We start from the raw sequence: 15,934 nt of genomic DNA, 5'->3' as shown, positions 1-15,934 counted from the left end.
CCTACTTCTAGCGTTGTGCTGATAGTAATTGACGTTCAATACGGTCAAGCTTACCTTTTACACTGCCATCATAAATTGTATTTCCGATTCGTATCTTGACACCGCCGATTAGGCTGTTGTCTACGATATTTGTAATGCGTAATTCTGATTTGCCAATTTTCTTTGCAAAAACTTCTGAAAGTGCTTTTTCTTCATCAGCATTTAATGGACGGACTGAGAATACTTTCGCATCCGCAATACCGCGTGCATCATTAGCTAAAAGGAAATATTGTTCAGCCACTTCTAGAAGGATTTCTTCACGTTTGCGATCGATTAAAAGAAGAATCATGTTGATTACAGTTTGTGAGGCATCTTTGAATACTTCTTTTACTAGCGCTTTTTTCGTGTCTTTTGCAATCTTTGGATGTTTTAAGATTGTAAGAAATTGTGGATTTTCAGCCACTACTTTTTCGACAACCTGTAATTCTTGTTCTAATTGCTCTAATTCGTTACGTTCTTTTGCTAATTGGTAAAGAGCGACGGCATAGCGACCAGCGACAGCATTTTGACTCATCGTGCCTCGCCTACCTCTTTGATGTACTCATCGATCAGTTTTTGTTGATCTTGTTCATTTAACTCTTTTTCAATAACTTTAGATGCAATTAGTACTGATAATGTAGCCACTTGCTCACGTAAAGCTGAAATAGCTTGGTCTTTTTCTTGCTGTATTTCTTTTACAGCAGCATCTTTTAGACGTGTTGCTTCAACTTTAGCAGCTTCGATAATATCTTTTTGTTGTTGCTCGCCAAGTTTCTTAGCGTTTTCGATTAATTCAGCAGCATCTTGACGTGCTGTTTTAAGTGCTTCAGCTTGTTGTGCTGCAACCTTTTGGGCTTCTTGACGAGCTTTTTCTGCTGCTTCGATTTCGTTAGCAATATGCTCTTCACGTTTTTTCATAATTCCCATTAATGGGCCGAATGCAAACTTACGAAGTAAAAGTAATAGAATGATAAACGATGCAAGCTGGAAAACGATATCACCTGTGTTAATACCTTGCGCACCAGCTGATGCTAATACTAAAAAGTCTAATGACACTGTATTTCACTCCTTTCAATACGTGCCTACTCATCATGAAAATGAATAATGCGATTTAGCTTTGTTTCTAGTTTTAATCGGAATGCTTTTTCGGTTGAATTTTTAGATGAAATTTCTCGAAAAACTCCGAATTAAGTTCGTGATTAGTCTTGGAACTAGGTCCCCATAAAGGAATGGCGAAGGATCTCGCTTAGATCGATCTTTCGCCATTATGAACTAAGGTCCATGATCCTTGATGCTTTAATTTGCTGTTGTATGGGTTCTTTTTATTAAGCGTTTTGGCCCATTACGATGAACGCGATAACTACCCCGATGATCGGTAATGCTTCTACTAACGCAACCCCGATAAACATTGTAGTTTGAAGTCTACCTTGAAGTTCTGGTTGACGAGCGATTCCCTCAACTGTACGTCCAACGATAAGACCGTTACCAATACCAGCACCTAGTGCCGCTAAACCTACCGCAATTGCAGCTGCTATTAAATTCATTTAAAAGTCCTCCCTTTTTCCTATGAAAAGTTTTATTATAATAGAGTTTTTATATTAATGGTCCATGCTCACTTTATGAGACAAGTAAACCATTGTTAACATTGTAAAAATAAATGCTTGGATTGTACCTACGAAAATACTGAATCCCTGCCATGCAAGCATCGGTAAAATACCACCGATTGCACCGCCGACACCACTTGACATTAATCCTGCCAGTAAACCTAGTAAAATTTCACCTGCGTAGATGTTACCATAGAGACGCAGACCGAGAGTTAGAGTGTTTGCAAACTCTTCGATGATTTTTAGTGGGAATAAAAACTTCATTGGAGCGAAGAATGTTCCTCCATAATGTTTTGCCCCTGTTAACTTAACACCGTAATAATGAGATAGACCTACGACCATTACAGCTAAAGTTAATGTGATTGTTGGGTCTGCTGTAGGTGATTTCCACCACAGAACGCCATCAATCGATACTGAGAATGGTAGACCTAACATATTTGATACAAAGATGTACATAATGATTGTTACGCCCAATGTTAGGAAACGACCACCCGTTTGCCAGTCCATTGTATTCCCGATGATCCCTTTGACGAAGTCCAAAACCCACTCCATAAAGTTTTGCATCCCAGTTGGGCGGAGTTGTAAGGATTTTGCGCCAGCAGTTGCAAGTAAAAATACAATAATTGAAGCAATTGTGATCATAAGGACGTTGGCTAAATTAAATTGAAGTCCTAAAAATGTTACTATTGGAGCACCATGTTCCAAATTGTTTCACCTCTCTTTCAGTTTTTCCGGATGGATTGAAAAAGAAAATCTATCATAATGACGAAATGGTTTGTCATTAATCCTATAATCACGGCTACTAGGCTAAACGTTTCCGGGTAGCGCATTGCGATAAGAACTGCCAGCGCGGCAGCTGCTAGTCTGTTCAAAGATCCAAGAGACTTGACTCTCTTTTTCTTTTCATCTTCTTTTTTGTTCGCATTGTCGACGATGGTTTGTCCCATTCGGTTAACCTTGCTATGCATCGACCATAAATTGTATGTACTGATAAGAGTTCCCAGTATTAGCCCTAAAAAAATGTGAGGGTATGGCGTAAAGCCCCATCCTATCACAAATATTGCTAGTAGATTAATAATAATCTTAAGTTCTCTGATGAAAATTTGCTTGTATTCTTTAATATTCATCATGTCTCCCTTTTTTCAAGGCTTAGGCTTAAGATGGCTTAAGGCTTTGGGTGAGAATATGTTTATTTTTGATCATCGTTCACATTGAACTTCTTGATAAGCTGTAACATGCTATAGATGCCAGTCGCCAATCCTAGAAATAGACCTAAAATTAAAAATAATGGCAGCGTCCCTAACTCGGCATCCAGCCATTTTCCTAAAAATAAACCTATTAAGATTGAGCCAACCAATTGGGCAGAAATGGCGGACATAAGCGCCATCGCCTTATAAGGATTTCTAGGCCGTTTCTCATCACGCAAGGAAAAACACTCCTTCCGCTAAAGTTTTTTCAATTCACTGACAAATATATACATATTTTGCTCCCTTTTCACACCTTTTTTAGCATACAATAGGGCACTTTTAATGTCAATCCATTTTAAGTGAAAATCGTCACATATATGTCAAAATTTCGGAAGCAGCCCCTTCAGTGCCCTGTGAGAGGTATTTTCGACGTTGGGAACTGGTCGGTGGTACCTCACTGCCGCTGTACTATCATCGCTTTCCCCAGAGTACCCTTTCCCCCTTCCACCCAGCTTTAAACCTGTTTTTTGGGTAATTTGGTCAACAGATTGTCCATAAAAAGGGCTTTTCGTTAATTTAATATGCTTTTTTCATAACAATACAACCAATCTGTGAGAAAAAGGTTCGTTTTTATAATGAAATTACACTAAATTACCTTTATTTAATAATTCTACACATGGAAGTTCGGAAATGTCCTCCTCACAGGGCTGGCACCACTGCCAGCCCTTCTATTCACTTCCCCTCCCCAATGGTTATCCTACTTTGTTGCACTCCTTCTTTGCCGTTTTGTATTGCATAGACAATACAAATGTAATCCCCGTCGGCGAATGGAATGTCGTCTCGCTTCAGTTCAGCCTCTAGTAAACCTCTGTTCACATTTCTTTCCTGGACTAGGTGTCCGACGTAGGTTAAAGTCAGCGGGTCGAAGAGGGCAACTCCTAATTCCTCCGCTCCTTCTGGCAAGTAGAGTTCGTATTTATAAACATCATCCGCCCCACTCTCCTTCTCGAATGAAAAGCCCATAACCCGTGGATGGTCCGCATCTCCGACAACAAATAGATATGGGAGCAGAATTTCGTCATCACTGCTTGACTCTACTTTTACATTTCCGTAGTGAATGCCATCCGTTATCTTATTCGAATCGACAGTCACAGCTACAGTCACGATTCTCTTTTCCAGCGGTTTTAACGAAAAGGATAAAGGCAGCCTCCAGTGAACTCCTTCCTTCAAGTTAGGAGTGGCGAATGATATTTTTTCAGTTTGACTAGATTTATTTTCTAGCGTTATCTTTACCGACTTCTCAATCATTCCGCTATTTGGCACAATCGATCCCAACGCCAATGACCCGGGATATACCAACACCTTCGCATCCACCGCTTTCTCGACCTGAATCCGACCGGCCCCCTGCTCGTATGGGTTGTACATTCGACCCACATCATCGAAAATCGGTTTTGCTGTATTCATCAGCGCCGCCTTTACTTGCTCTGGATTCCAATCAGGGTGAGCCTGCTTGATTAACGCCGCCGCTCCAGCAACATGCGGTGCAGCCATACTTGTTCCTTGCAATGAAATGTAACCGTTCGGGATTGTGCTTTTAATTTTCACACCCGGTGCCACCACATCGGGCTTGATTCCCCAAGTGTGCGTAACCGGACCGCGTGAACTGAAATTGGCCAATTGGTCCTGCACCTTCCTCATTTTTGTCGCCGCCCACTCATGTCCTTTTTCCAGTTCGTCTTTTATAAAAAGTCCGTCCTCCCGGGTGAGCGCTACAACCGGAATCGTGATTGCCTCCTCTAGTCCTCCTGAAAAAGCTCCTTCCTCATTGTTAAAAATCAACACTGCTTTCGCGCCCTTTTTATAGGCATTATTAACCTTTTCCGTAAAAGATATTTCTCCTCTTTCGATTAAAACAATTTTGTCTTTGACATCCGGGAATTCTGTTGGGTATCCTAATCCACCGAAAATGATTTTGTGGCTTTTCGTTAGGTTCCAAGGTACGGAGCCTTGAAGTGGCTGAAGGATAAAGGTTTTGTTTGGAACCAACTCCAGCTCTAGTACAGGAATCTCAAGCGGCGGAGTCGAAGCACCAACTGAAATTGCTTTTTCCGAAGTGCCTGGCGAGCCCACCGTCCACAACCCAGGGCCGGAGTTTCCATTTGAAGTTACCGCAATAACTCCTTTTTCCACCGCCTTATCGAGTGCCATGCTCGTCGGATAATCCGGACCGTTGACTGAGCTGCCAAGCGATAGATTAATAATGTCCATTCCATCCTCGACCGCTTTTTCAATGGCGGCAATGACTTGATCGGATGTTCCGACACCACCCGGACCGAGCGCACGATAGGCATAAATTTCAGCATCGGGTGCTACCCCAAGGTACTTTCCGTTGGCACCAATGATTCCAGCCACATGTGATCCGTGCAAGGTAGCCTCCCCTTGGCTTTTCACCGTTTCCATCGGATCCTCGTCCTCATCGACAAGGTCAAACCCACCTTGATAATTTCGTTGCAAATCTCCATGAGTATAATCAATGCCCGTATCGATAACACCGACCTTCACACCTTTACCTGTCAGGCGCCGACCCTTCTCATCGAATTCACCGCGGAGAAGCATTCCACCGATGAAAGGCACACTTTGATCAAGCTCGACTTTATAGGTACTTGTATGATGCACCTCTTTAATCCCGGGCTGCCGTTTTATTTTTTCAATATCTTCCTCGGTTCCAACAATCGATGCACCTTGAAGGACCGTATCAAACACCTTGTCTAGTTTTACATTTGGATAATTGGCTTTTATTTTCTTAAGTACTTCTTGGTCTTCAACTTCAATGATGAACTTTTTGGATTGATTCTTTTCTGGAGGGGTTACGTTTATTTTAATTGGTTTTATTTTCGGAACATTCGTATGGATTTGATGTGCATAAGTATGCGTAAGTTGACTTGATAAAAGCAGGTTGACGAGGGTCAAACTAATGATAGTTTTTAGCATTATAGCACCACACTCCTTAATCGATTATTGTGTCACTATAATGGTATTTTTATGTAAAAATTTATTAATCGGAGTGTGACAAGGTTTTTGGACTGTATCAATAGTTTTAAATATAGTTAGTAGAGCGAGGGTAGTAAAGTTGACCTTTTCAAAGATAAAATAATAATTTATAAGGAACATATAATTTCCTGTGTACCTATTTCGAGTTTCTTCCTATTATATATAGCAAATTTTTTGCAAAATCCAACTACTTGGCAACTGCAATGAAACACCATTAGCCATTTTTTTGAAACAGGTTTTTTGTGTGGTTTTTTTCTTCTCTGTTAAAACGCTTTCATTCTTAAGCGCATTATTAAGCAAAAGTAATTGTGGGACGGAGAACCCGGCCCCATGTCCCACTCAACATTGTCTAGCTCCAGCGCCTATCGCCTAGCAAACTTCAGGTCTCCTCCCTACGATAAGTCAACTAAGAATTGCTAACGCAATTCAAGTTTCCTTTATCTCAGTCGAAGCCCCTCCAGTTTGTACGGCGATGAGCAAGGCGCTTCCGCTTTTCTATTATAAAAATGCTTCTGGGCGTTGTTCGATTTGACCAAAATGGTAGCGGATGGCTTCAGCAATGCGTTCGCTGGCTTTTCCATCTCCGTATGGGTTCGAAGCTTTTGCCATTTTTTCATATTCAATCTGATCTGTAAGCAAGTCGGATGCTAAACGATAGATTGTATCCTCATCTGTTCCGGCCAACTTCAATGTGCCGGCTTCGATTCCTTCTGGACGCTCCGTCGTGTCGCGTAATACAAGAACTGGAACTCCAAGCGATGGCGCCTCCTCCTGAACGCCGCCGGAATCGGTCAAAATTAAATGAGCACGAGCGGCAAAGTTATGGAAGTCAATCACATCAAGCGGTTCAATTAATTGAATGCGATCATGTCCGCCCAAAATTTCACCAGCAATTTCACGTACAGCAGGATTCATATGGACAGGGTAAATGACCTGAACATCAGCGAACTCATCTACGATGCGGCGAATCGCACGGAACATATTGCGCATCGGCTCCCCAAGGTTTTCGCGACGGTGTGCTGTCACAAGTACAAGTCTGCCCCCGCTTACTTTTTCAAGAACCTCGTTTGTATAATCTTCTTTTACCGTAGTTTTTAAAGCATCAATCGCTGTATTTCCGGTGATAAAGATTGCCTCTTGCTTTTTATTTTCATTCGTAAGGTTTTCGAAGGCTTTTTCCGTCGGTGAAAAATGAAGGTCAGCGATCACGCCTGTTAATTGGCGGTTCATCTCCTCCGGAAATGGCGAATATTTATTCCAAGTCCGTAAGCCGGCTTCAACATGACCCACCGAAACCTGATTATAATACGCAGCAAGGCTCGCGATAAACGTTGTTGTCGTATCGCCATGAACAAGCACGATGTCCGGTTTGACCTCTTTGATAACAGCATCCAAACCTTCAAGCCCTCTAGTTGTCACATCGATAAGTGTTTGGCGGTCCTTCATGATGTTTAGATCGTAATCAGGTTTTACATTAAAAATTTCTAAAACCTGATCGAGCATTTGGCGATGCTGAGCTGTTACCGCAACAATGGATTCAAACTGTTCCGGGCGTTTTTCCAGTTCCAGCACAAGCGGGCACATTTTAATCGCTTCCGGTCTAGTTCCAAAAGTCGTTAAAACTTTAATTCGTTTTGACATTTTTATTCACTCCAATTAATTGTTCCGAACAAAGCGACCAAGGTATTTTGGGCTAAATAAGCAACTTGCCACTACTATTGAGTGGCATGTGCATAGTAAACGGCGATTATTTTGTTCCGAAAAGACGGTCTCCCGCATCTCCTAAACCTGGAACAATATAGCCGTGGTCATTCAATTTTTCATCTAATCCAGCAATATAAATATCAACATCAGGATGTTCTTTTTGAACCACTTCAACACCTTCAGGAGCAGCAATGACACACATTAAACGAATATGAGTGGCACCGCGTGTTTTTAAAGAAGTAATCGCAGCAGCAGCTGAGCCTCCTGTAGCAAGCATTGGATCTAAAACGATGAACTCGCGCTCTTCGATGTCAGATGGAAGCTTCACATAGTATTCGACAGGCATTAGCGTTTTAGGGTCACGGTATAGACCAACATGACCAACCTTTGCAGCCGGAATCAGCTTTAAAATACCGTCTACCATTCCAAGACCTGCACGTAAAATTGGAATTAGACCCAGCTTTTTACCTGCAAGCACATTTGCTTTAGCCGTTGCTACTGGTGTTTCAACGGTTACTTCCTTAAGTGGAAGGTCACGTGTTGCTTCGAAAGCCATTAAACTAGCAATTTCGTCTACCAGCTCGCGAAATTCTTTTGTACCCGTATTTTTGTCACGAATCATTGTAAGCTTATGTTGAATTAACGGATGATCAAAAACATGAATTTTTCCCATCTTACCGTCTCCTTTTCTCATTTTCACATTATGTATTTTGCCCATTTTTATATTTTTGAAAGACATTGCTTTTATTTCAAAAAAGAATGAGGGCAGCACAGTTGACATATTTGGACAAATTATGTGGATTCTATGATGGCCGAAAAAAGCACATCCCGCCACCAGTTATGGAATTAAGAGAATTCTGCTCCTGCGATTACTCGTCGCATAAAAAAAATTGCCGAATAAGGTTAAAAAATTTGCCTACTTTGGTCAAATTGTGTCTATCTAGTAAATTGTATAAGAAAATAGTAATAGAGACAAGTGAATTGGGAAAAGTCATCGGCTAAAATAGATATAAAAGAAAATTGGGATAGTTCGAAAAAATAAAACTGACGCTGCAACTGCGTAGCGGGCTGGTACAAAAACAAAAATTTAAAAGCCGATTTACTTAGAAATCGACTTTGGAGTAATTTTGATTATATAAAAATTTTTAGTTGCTGTTGGATTGTACGTTCTCCCACTCAACTTCTTGAGCCGTTTTTTTCTCAAATTTAATTCCATTCATAATTAGGCATGCTCCGAGGAATACAACCGCTGCCGCCCCTATTAATGCCGAGTTGAAGCTATGTGTGACCGATGATAAAAGACCTGCAATTGTTGGTCCGATCATTTGGCCGATTGCATAAATGGCCGTCATATAGCCAATAAGTCGGCTCGTATTGGATAGATTCATTTGACGCGCGATAGTTGTTGCCAGGGTGGTGATACCCATAAATGTCGCACCAAATAGTGCGGCACTGATCATTAAGCTAGTTGCCGACATCCACATCACCGGTAGTGCGATGCCGAGAGATTGTAATACCATCGCAAAAATCAAGGATTTTATAAGTCCCCACCTTTTTCCAATCAATGACCAAATTGCACATGACGGGATGGCAGCCAAGCCTACGATCATCCAGATAAAGGTTGCAGCGCTGCTGGTTGGCAACATTTTTTCAGCAAAAGAAACGATAAATGTTCCTGTTACAATATAGCCCAAGCCCTCTAAACCGTAAGCCGCAACTAACCATGGAAGCCATTTAGCGGGTGGCACCTGGTTTCTGACTACTTGATTATTTGTTTTTTCAATCGAATTAGGATAATCTACGAGCAGAATCCAAACAAAGAGTGTTAGAATAGCTGCTACAATTCCGAGCCCAACCCATACACCTTCCCACTGGAAAAAGCGGTTTAGAGCTGGCGTGAACAATCCTGTAGTGAAAATTCCAAACCCTACACCACTGTAAAAAAAACCAGACCAATTTGTTTTGTTTCTGGCAGCCAGTTTGTCTAAAACAATACTGGAGGCCAACACGAATACAAAAGCGCTTGCCACACCCGATAGAAAACGAAGGATAAACCAGAATATAAAAGAATGTGATAAACCCATAATGGCAGTTGTTGAGATACTAATAATTAGACTTAGTCTTAGAAGGAACGTCCGATTGTTGTTCAATGGTACGACACTTGTAATGAATGCCCCGACCAAATATCCAGCGTAATTGCTTGTTGCCAGGTACCCAGCCATGGCGTCAGAGAAGCCAATCGCATTTTGCATCAACGGTAGTACTGGCGTATATGTAAATCTCCCGATTCCCATTGCAATCATTAAAGAAAAAATACCTCCAATTAAAAAAAGAAAAGGCTGCTTTTTCAAATACTCACCCCCGGACCCCTGATTTTTATAATTTTATCACAGTTTTTTACTTATAGTTTAAAATTCCTTTACACTGTATTGCAACTGCTTGGAATAAACTGTAAATTACTTGTAAATAATAAATTAGAAGTAATGAATAAAGGAACTTTGCTAATGAGGGTTATTTCAGCTCTATTTTCAATGCTTATGCCAGGGTTTGGCCAAATATATAATCGGCAATTTATAAAAGGGATTTTCTTTGTAATACTAGAACATTACGTTAATGCGTCTGCCAATATAAACAAGGCCATTCACCTTGATTTTAACGGGTTTCATCAACAAGCACTGGAGGCAGTTATTTACGATGGTTTGTTATTTTATCCGGGTTTCTATGTCTATGCGGTATGGGATTCTTGGTTTTATGCAAAGGTGGGAGCAAATAAAACAAAAACGGCGATTCCTTTTATAATAAGCGGATTTTTAGGTGAATTCGGCTCAATTTATGCTACGAAGATACCAATCCCCTCTTTAACAACGGGACTGCTTATGATTATTCCTATGATTATCGGGATGATTGTCTTTCGGAAGCAGTGAAGGGTTGATGGGGCGTCAGGCTACCTTGACGGTGGGTCAATGGGGCGGTGAGCCAGAGGGTCCCGACCCTCTGACCTCATTCGGGACATAGATCCCGACCCCATGGCTCTTATTAATTATAGATTCGGATATAATTGGAATTTTGAAGTTAAATCTTCTACACGCTTCGCTGCTTCAGCCAATTTTTCTTCGTTATCTACATTTTTTAATGTTAAGCCAATGATTGATGCAATTTCGTCCATTTCTTCTAGACCAAAACCGCGGCTTGTAACTGCAGCTGTACCAATACGGATACCGCTTGTTACAAATGGGCTTTCTTGGTCGAATGGAATGGTATTTTTGTTAACAGTGATGCCGACATCATCTAATGCTTTTTCAGCTACTTTTCCTGTTAATCCTAATTTACTTACATCGATTAATAATAAGTGGTTGTCTGTACCGCCTGATACTAGTGTTAAGCCTTCTTTTTGCAGGCCTTCTCCAAGACGTTTTGCGTTGTCTTTAATATTCCCGGCATATTCTTTAAAGCTGTCTTGTAGTGCTTCACCGAATGCAACAGCTTTTGCTGCGATTACGTGCATTAATGGACCGCCTTGGATTCCAGGGAAGATTGCTTTATCAATTTTTTGAGCAAATTCTTGTTTACATAAAATCATACCGCCACGTGGTCCACGTAATGTTTTATGTGTAGTTGTTGTTACGAAATCAGCGTATGGTACAGGATTCATGTGCAGGCCGGCTGCCACAAGACCAGCGATGTGAGCCATATCGACCATTAAGTAAGCTCCCACTTCATCAGCAATTTCGCGGAATTTCGCAAAGTCAATTTCACGAGGATATGCACTTGCGCCTGCTACGATCAATTTCGGCTTATGTTCTTTAGCTTTTGCTAAAACATCTTCATAATCGATTTGTTGTGTTTCTTTGTCGACTCCATACTCAACAAAGTTGTATTGAATTCCACTGAAGTTAACAGGACTTCCGTGTGTTAAATGTCCTCCGTGTGATAAGTTCATTCCTAGAACTGTATCCCCTGTTTGTAAAATTGTGAAGTAAACCGCCATGTTCGCTTGTGCACCTGAGTGTGGCTGAACATTGACATGCTCTGCTCCAAAGATTTGCTTCGCACGATTTCTTGCGATATCTTCTGCTACGTCCACATACTCACAGCCGCCATAGTAACGTTTACCAGGATAGCCTTCTGCATATTTGTTTGTTAAAACAGAACCTTGTGCCTCCATTACTGCTTCACTTACGAAATTTTCTGACGCAATTAATTCAATTTTATTGCGTTGACGACCAAGTTCGTCTTGGATTGCTTGATATAACTCTTGGTCTTGCGATTTTAAATGTTCCATGTTTTCCTCCTAAGATATATATATTAATTTTTGATAAAATCCGAATATTAATGTTCGTAAACCATTGTAACATATTTATTTTTAATAAAAAACCCAAAAAATTTTAGCTTTCGCAGGAAATGTTCGCTTCTATATCCGAATAAACTGCTCGCTCTCCACCGATAAGCTTCGGTCTTGTCCGAACCATCGTAACGTGAGCTTGTCCAATTTCTGTTATTTTACCACGAACTGGAACCGCTACGTGCTTAATATGCATTCCAATAAATGTGTCACCAATATCAATGCCGGCATCAGCTTTTATGAATTCTACCATTTTCGGGTTTTGAAAATGTCTATAGGCGTATGTTGCCATTGCCCCTCCCGCTGTTTTGACCGGAATGACAGATACTGGCTCGAACCGCTTTTGCTGTGCGGTTTCTTTTTCAACGACTAGGGCACGGTTTAAATGCTCACAGCATTGGAATGCTAGCTGTACACCTGTTTTTTGCTTAAAATTTTGAAATACTGAGAAAATTGTTTTCGCAACTTCGTCCATTCCGGATGTTCCAATTCGTTTGCCGATGACTTCACTTGTGCTGCACCCAATGACCAGGATGTGGTCTGATGTAAGGTTTGCCACTGCCTGAAGGTCTGCGAGCACGGTTTCAAGCTGTATTTTTATAAGTTTTAAATCTATTTCCACTTTTAAGGGCTCCTTTCTTGGATGATATGTGCTGGGACGCGGGGACCGACCCCATGGCTCGTCCACCTTACACAATCTGGGACGGAGAACCCGCCCCCCCCGCGGCACAGCTCGCATACAAAAATAGCAGGTATTTTGCATACACCTGCTAACCAGATTGAATGTTTCGTTCGAGGGAGAGGAAGTCGTCGACGAGACGGTCCCCATCCTACTACATTGTTATTTTTTTTCGTAATCTGTAATTTTTGTAATTCGATTTAAATGACGGCCGCCTTCGAAGTCGGTTGTGAGCCATGTTTTTGCAATTTCTCTAGCCAAGCCTGGACCAATTACGCGTTCACCCATTGCGAGGATGTTGCTATCATTGTGCTCACGTGTTGCTTTTGCACTGAATACGTCATGAACGAGCGCACAACGGATGCCTCTTACCTTATTTGCTGAAATGGACATACCGATTCCTGTTCCGCAAATCAAAATGCCGCGGTCGAACTCCCCGCTTGCGACTTTTTCCGCGACCGGAATTGCATAGTCGGGATAATCTACGGAGTTGCTGCATTCACAGCCGAAATCCTCATACTCAATCCCCATTTCTTGCATTAGGGCTATAATCTCCGCTCTAATATGGATCCCACCATGATCTGATGCGATTGCTACTTTCATTTTATTTGCCTCCTAATTGAAATTGGTTAATTGTTTGCTTCAATGTTTGTGCTTGGTCTGATAATTGACCTGCAATAATTGCAATATCTTCAATCATCGCTGCCTGCTCAGTCGTCGTTGCAGAAATTTCCTGAGACCCCGCAGAAGTTTCCTCGGCAATAGCTGCCACTTCCTCTGATTGAGCCGATGTATCTTGAATATAGCTCATTTGTTTTTGGGCAAAAACAGCAATTTGTTGAACAGCTTCCTCCATTTGATGAACAGACACTGTCATTTGTTCAATCGCTTCATTCGTTTCAATACCCTTATCGGCACCTTTATTAGCAGTGTCAACTTGCTCAAGAATCTGGGTAACGACATTTTTAACTTCTACTTGAATATTCCCAACTAAGTCGGAAATTCCATGAACAGCTTGTCTACTTTCATCAGCTAATTTACGAACTTCTTCGGCTACAACGGCAAAACCTTTGCCATGCTCGCCCGCACGTGCAGCCTCAATCGAAGCATTGAGCGCCAAGAGATTTGTCTGCTCAGCGATATCTCCGACTAATGAAATGATATTTTCAATTTCCTTCGCATTTTTCTCCAGTCGTTGAACTACCGCCAACGATGCTTGATTTTCTTTTGCAAGTAGTTCAATTTCTTGGACTAGCGAACGAATGACTTTTTTACTATTTTCCAAAGAAACAACCATATTCGCGGAAACCGCTTGAGAATCAGTTGCATGTTTTAATACTTCCTGGGAAATTTCCGTAACCGTATTAATCGATTCAACCGTTGATGTGATCGCGCTGGCTGAGCGCTCCGCACCGTTTGCAATATCCTCGAGCGTTGACGAAATAGCCTCAGCTTGAATAGCTGCTGTTTTTGACGCTTCAGAAATACGATCCACATTTTGGTTCGTACTTTGGAAGTTTTGCTCAATATTGATAACCATTGTTCTCAATGATTTTAACATGTTATTAAAAGCAAGTCCTAAAGAACGAATTTCATCGTCCGATTTTGACACCTTCGCATCCTCAGAAATATCACCGCCAGCGGCCTTATAGACGGCTGCTTCAAGAATTTGCAGCGGTTTGACGATAAAACCAGCAGCAAAATAGGCAAGAATTCCCGACCAAATAATTCCTAACAACAAGGTGATAATTGTAAACATCTCTTCGCTAATTGAGATAAAATCTTTCGCATAATCATATAAGAAGTATATGAAAAATGCACTTGTTGAATAGGTTATAATTGAAACAATGGTGATGAAAACTACTACTTTCATGCGTAAGCTAAACTTGTATTTTCTCTGCATTATGGCCTCCCGATATTCGTACAGAACTGTTTCTCCTTTAATCTCCACAAAACATTATTTTTATATAAGAAAAAAATCAGGGCTTGGTGGGAAGTCTAATGTTGATCTGCTTCACCCTGATTGTCCAATTTTTCAATAAGCTTAAGAATAGCCTCTTCAATTTCATTGAAAGTTTTTTCGTAGTCATTCAATGAGCCACCATATGGGTCAGCAATATCAGCTTTCCTATTCAGGGCGTACTCTTTTAAACTAAAAACCTTTTCGGTCGCCTTCGGATAGCGCTGCTGGATCAATTGCTTGTGACTATTTCCCATTGTCAAAATTAAATCTGACCAGGCAACAAGCTCTGTTGTAAGCTGCTTCGACTTATGATCAATTGGTATAGATTGATTTTTTAAAATTTCAATTGAATGAGCGGAAGCTGAACTCCCATCGTGCGCAAAAATGCCAGCTGATCTTACTTCAAAACGATTATTCGTTTTATGCTTAAAAATAGCCTCGGCCATCGGGCTCCTGCATGTATTCCCCGTACAAATAAATAGAATTTTATGCAAGCAGCTCCCTCCTTCACTCATAAAGTTTTACCATATATTTATATATTATAAAGCAAACCGGCCACTTCTAATATCATTTAATTAAAATAATCGAAAAAAGTTCAAAATAAGGACTAGGGTTGAGCTTCATCAATTGGCATGACCTAAAGCAATTAAAAACGCACAAAGGATTCCATGCTAAAATCCCTTGTGCATTATTTTTTAAAAAAAAGCATGTAAATTTCAAAATGGCAATAATAGCTTCAACCCGAATGCGAGGAGGATACTGCCACCAAGGGCTTCGCCATACGACCCAAGCCAAGTCTGAACCTTTCTGCCGAGCAGCAAGCCCACCCATGTTAGGACCATACTGAAAAATCCAAAAAGAAAAATGGCTACAGCTGTCCGTGCACCAAATATCCCGAGGCTTAAACCAACCGAAAAACTATCCAGGCTGACACTTAGCGCGAAAATAATTAAACCAAATCCAATTGGTGTAACAAGAGTTTGCTGCCCCGATTTAAAAGATGATACGACCATCTGTAGACCCAAAATTAATAAAAGTGCACCGCCAATATAGGAAGCAATGCCACTGAAATGAACAGAAATCATGCGCCCGAGGCCAATCCCCAAGAGCGGCATTATTACATGAAAAATTCCGATTGTGATTCCTATGTAGAACACTTGCTTTAAACGGAGTCGAATCATACCCATTCCCAAGCCTAACGAAAAGGCGTCCATTCCAAGAGCTATTGCCATGATGGAGAGCGTTATGATCTCCCCAATTAGTTCTGTTATTCCCATCGTCTTTCCCCCTCAGACGTGCTTGTATAACATATGCACGTCCATGGAGTTTTAGAATTATTGAGAAAAAATTATATTGGGGCATCAGTTGTGACACCGGTGGTACTTG

17 protein-coding genes are annotated in these 15,934 nt (G+C 41.1%); 1 reads left to right on the top strand and 16 read right to left on the bottom strand.

Annotated features, from left to right (window positions below; translation table 11 throughout):
- Window positions 1-7 precede the first annotated feature (7 nt).
- The 10 genes from P9E47_RS04380 to P9E47_RS04335 all read right to left on the bottom strand — a co-directional run bounded on the left by P9E47_RS04380 (window position 8) and on the right by P9E47_RS04335 (window position 9,915).
- The gene (locus tag P9E47_RS04380) at window positions 8-553 is read right to left on the bottom strand and encodes a F0F1 ATP synthase subunit delta (RefSeq protein WP_003333363.1); all 546 of its coding nucleotides are present in this window, start codon (window positions 551-553) and stop codon (window positions 8-10) included.
- Window positions 550-1,074 (bottom strand): F0F1 ATP synthase subunit B, encoded by a 525-nt coding sequence (atpF, locus tag P9E47_RS04375; RefSeq protein WP_003333364.1) that lies wholly within the window; start codon window positions 1,072-1,074, stop codon window positions 550-552. Before atpF ends, P9E47_RS04380 begins: the two co-directional genes overlap by 4 nt.
- Window positions 1,075-1,343: 269 nt before the next feature.
- Window positions 1,344-1,562 carry a F0F1 ATP synthase subunit C gene (gene atpE, locus P9E47_RS04370; RefSeq protein WP_003333365.1) on the bottom strand — a complete coding sequence of 73 codons (219 nt, stop codon included), beginning with the start codon at window positions 1,560-1,562 and terminating at the stop codon, window positions 1,344-1,346.
- A gap of 54 nt (window positions 1,563-1,616) precedes the next feature.
- The gene (atpB, locus tag P9E47_RS04365) at window positions 1,617-2,327 is read right to left on the bottom strand and encodes a F0F1 ATP synthase subunit A (RefSeq protein ID WP_003333367.1); all 711 of its coding nucleotides are present in this window, start codon (window positions 2,325-2,327) and stop codon (window positions 1,617-1,619) included.
- A gap of 17 nt (window positions 2,328-2,344) precedes the next feature.
- Window positions 2,345-2,752 carry an ATP synthase subunit I gene (locus tag P9E47_RS04360; RefSeq protein ID WP_003333368.1) on the bottom strand — a complete coding sequence of 136 codons (408 nt, stop codon included), beginning with the start codon at window positions 2,750-2,752 and terminating at the stop codon, window positions 2,345-2,347.
- A 59-nt stretch (window positions 2,753-2,811) separates the two neighbouring features.
- A complete protein-coding gene (locus P9E47_RS04355; RefSeq protein WP_035196026.1) occupies window positions 2,812-3,009 on the bottom strand; it encodes an AtpZ/AtpI family protein in 198 nt (65 codons plus the stop codon).
- A gap of 532 nt (window positions 3,010-3,541) precedes the next feature.
- Window positions 3,542-5,800 (bottom strand): S8 family serine peptidase, encoded by a 2,259-nt coding sequence (locus P9E47_RS04350; RefSeq protein ID WP_326162666.1) that lies wholly within the window; start codon window positions 5,798-5,800, stop codon window positions 3,542-3,544.
- Window positions 5,801-6,358: 558 nt separating this feature from the next.
- Window positions 6,359-7,501, bottom strand: coding sequence for a non-hydrolyzing UDP-N-acetylglucosamine 2-epimerase (gene wecB, locus P9E47_RS04345; RefSeq protein WP_326162665.1), 1,143 nt, complete (start codon window positions 7,499-7,501; stop codon window positions 6,359-6,361).
- Window positions 7,502-7,607: 106 nt separating this feature from the next.
- On the bottom strand, window positions 7,608-8,237 hold the full coding sequence (gene upp, locus P9E47_RS04340) for a uracil phosphoribosyltransferase (protein WP_003333080.1): 630 nt from the start codon (window positions 8,235-8,237) through the stop codon (window positions 7,608-7,610).
- A 472-nt stretch (window positions 8,238-8,709) separates the two neighbouring features.
- Complete coding sequence (locus P9E47_RS04335) at window positions 8,710-9,915, bottom strand: YbfB/YjiJ family MFS transporter (RefSeq protein ID WP_003333081.1); 1,206 nt, start codon at window positions 9,913-9,915, stop codon at window positions 8,710-8,712.
- A gap of 153 nt (window positions 9,916-10,068) precedes the next feature.
- On the opposite strand from P9E47_RS04335, the gene P9E47_RS04330 reads away from it, so the two are divergent.
- Window positions 10,069-10,488, top strand: coding sequence for a hypothetical protein (locus tag P9E47_RS04330; RefSeq protein ID WP_003333082.1), 420 nt, complete (start codon window positions 10,069-10,071; stop codon window positions 10,486-10,488).
- A 116-nt stretch (window positions 10,489-10,604) separates the two neighbouring features.
- Here the strand turns inward: P9E47_RS04330 and P9E47_RS04325 are convergent, their stop codons facing one another.
- The 6 genes from P9E47_RS04325 to P9E47_RS04300 form a co-directional block, all read right to left on the bottom strand.
- Window positions 10,605-11,846, bottom strand: coding sequence for a serine hydroxymethyltransferase (locus P9E47_RS04325; RefSeq protein ID WP_003333083.1), 1,242 nt, complete (start codon window positions 11,844-11,846; stop codon window positions 10,605-10,607).
- A gap of 103 nt (window positions 11,847-11,949) precedes the next feature.
- Window positions 11,950-12,528, bottom strand: coding sequence for a TIGR01440 family protein (locus P9E47_RS04320; protein ID WP_326162664.1), 579 nt, complete (start codon window positions 12,526-12,528; stop codon window positions 11,950-11,952).
- A 219-nt stretch (window positions 12,529-12,747) separates the two neighbouring features.
- A complete protein-coding gene (rpiB, locus tag P9E47_RS04315; RefSeq protein WP_003333085.1) occupies window positions 12,748-13,188 on the bottom strand; it encodes a ribose 5-phosphate isomerase B in 441 nt (146 codons plus the stop codon).
- Between the two features lies 1 nt (window position 13,189).
- Window positions 13,190-14,488, bottom strand: coding sequence for a methyl-accepting chemotaxis protein (locus P9E47_RS04310; protein WP_003333086.1), 1,299 nt, complete (start codon window positions 14,486-14,488; stop codon window positions 13,190-13,192).
- Between the two features lie 95 nt (window positions 14,489-14,583).
- A complete protein-coding gene (locus P9E47_RS04305; RefSeq protein WP_003333087.1) occupies window positions 14,584-15,042 on the bottom strand; it encodes a low molecular weight protein arginine phosphatase in 459 nt (152 codons plus the stop codon).
- Between the two features lie 222 nt (window positions 15,043-15,264).
- The gene (locus P9E47_RS04300; protein WP_003333088.1) at window positions 15,265-15,825 is read right to left on the bottom strand and encodes a manganese efflux pump MntP; all 561 of its coding nucleotides are present in this window, start codon (window positions 15,823-15,825) and stop codon (window positions 15,265-15,267) included.
- Window positions 15,826-15,934: the final 109 nt, after the last annotated feature.

This window comes from Schinkia azotoformans (assembly GCF_035811335.1).
GTDB classification, from domain to species: domain Bacteria; phylum Bacillota; class Bacilli; order Bacillales; family Bacillaceae_J; genus Schinkia; species Schinkia azotoformans.
Note: the sequence above shows the minus strand (reverse complement) of the source record. Positions and strands in the feature narration are given on the sequence as shown.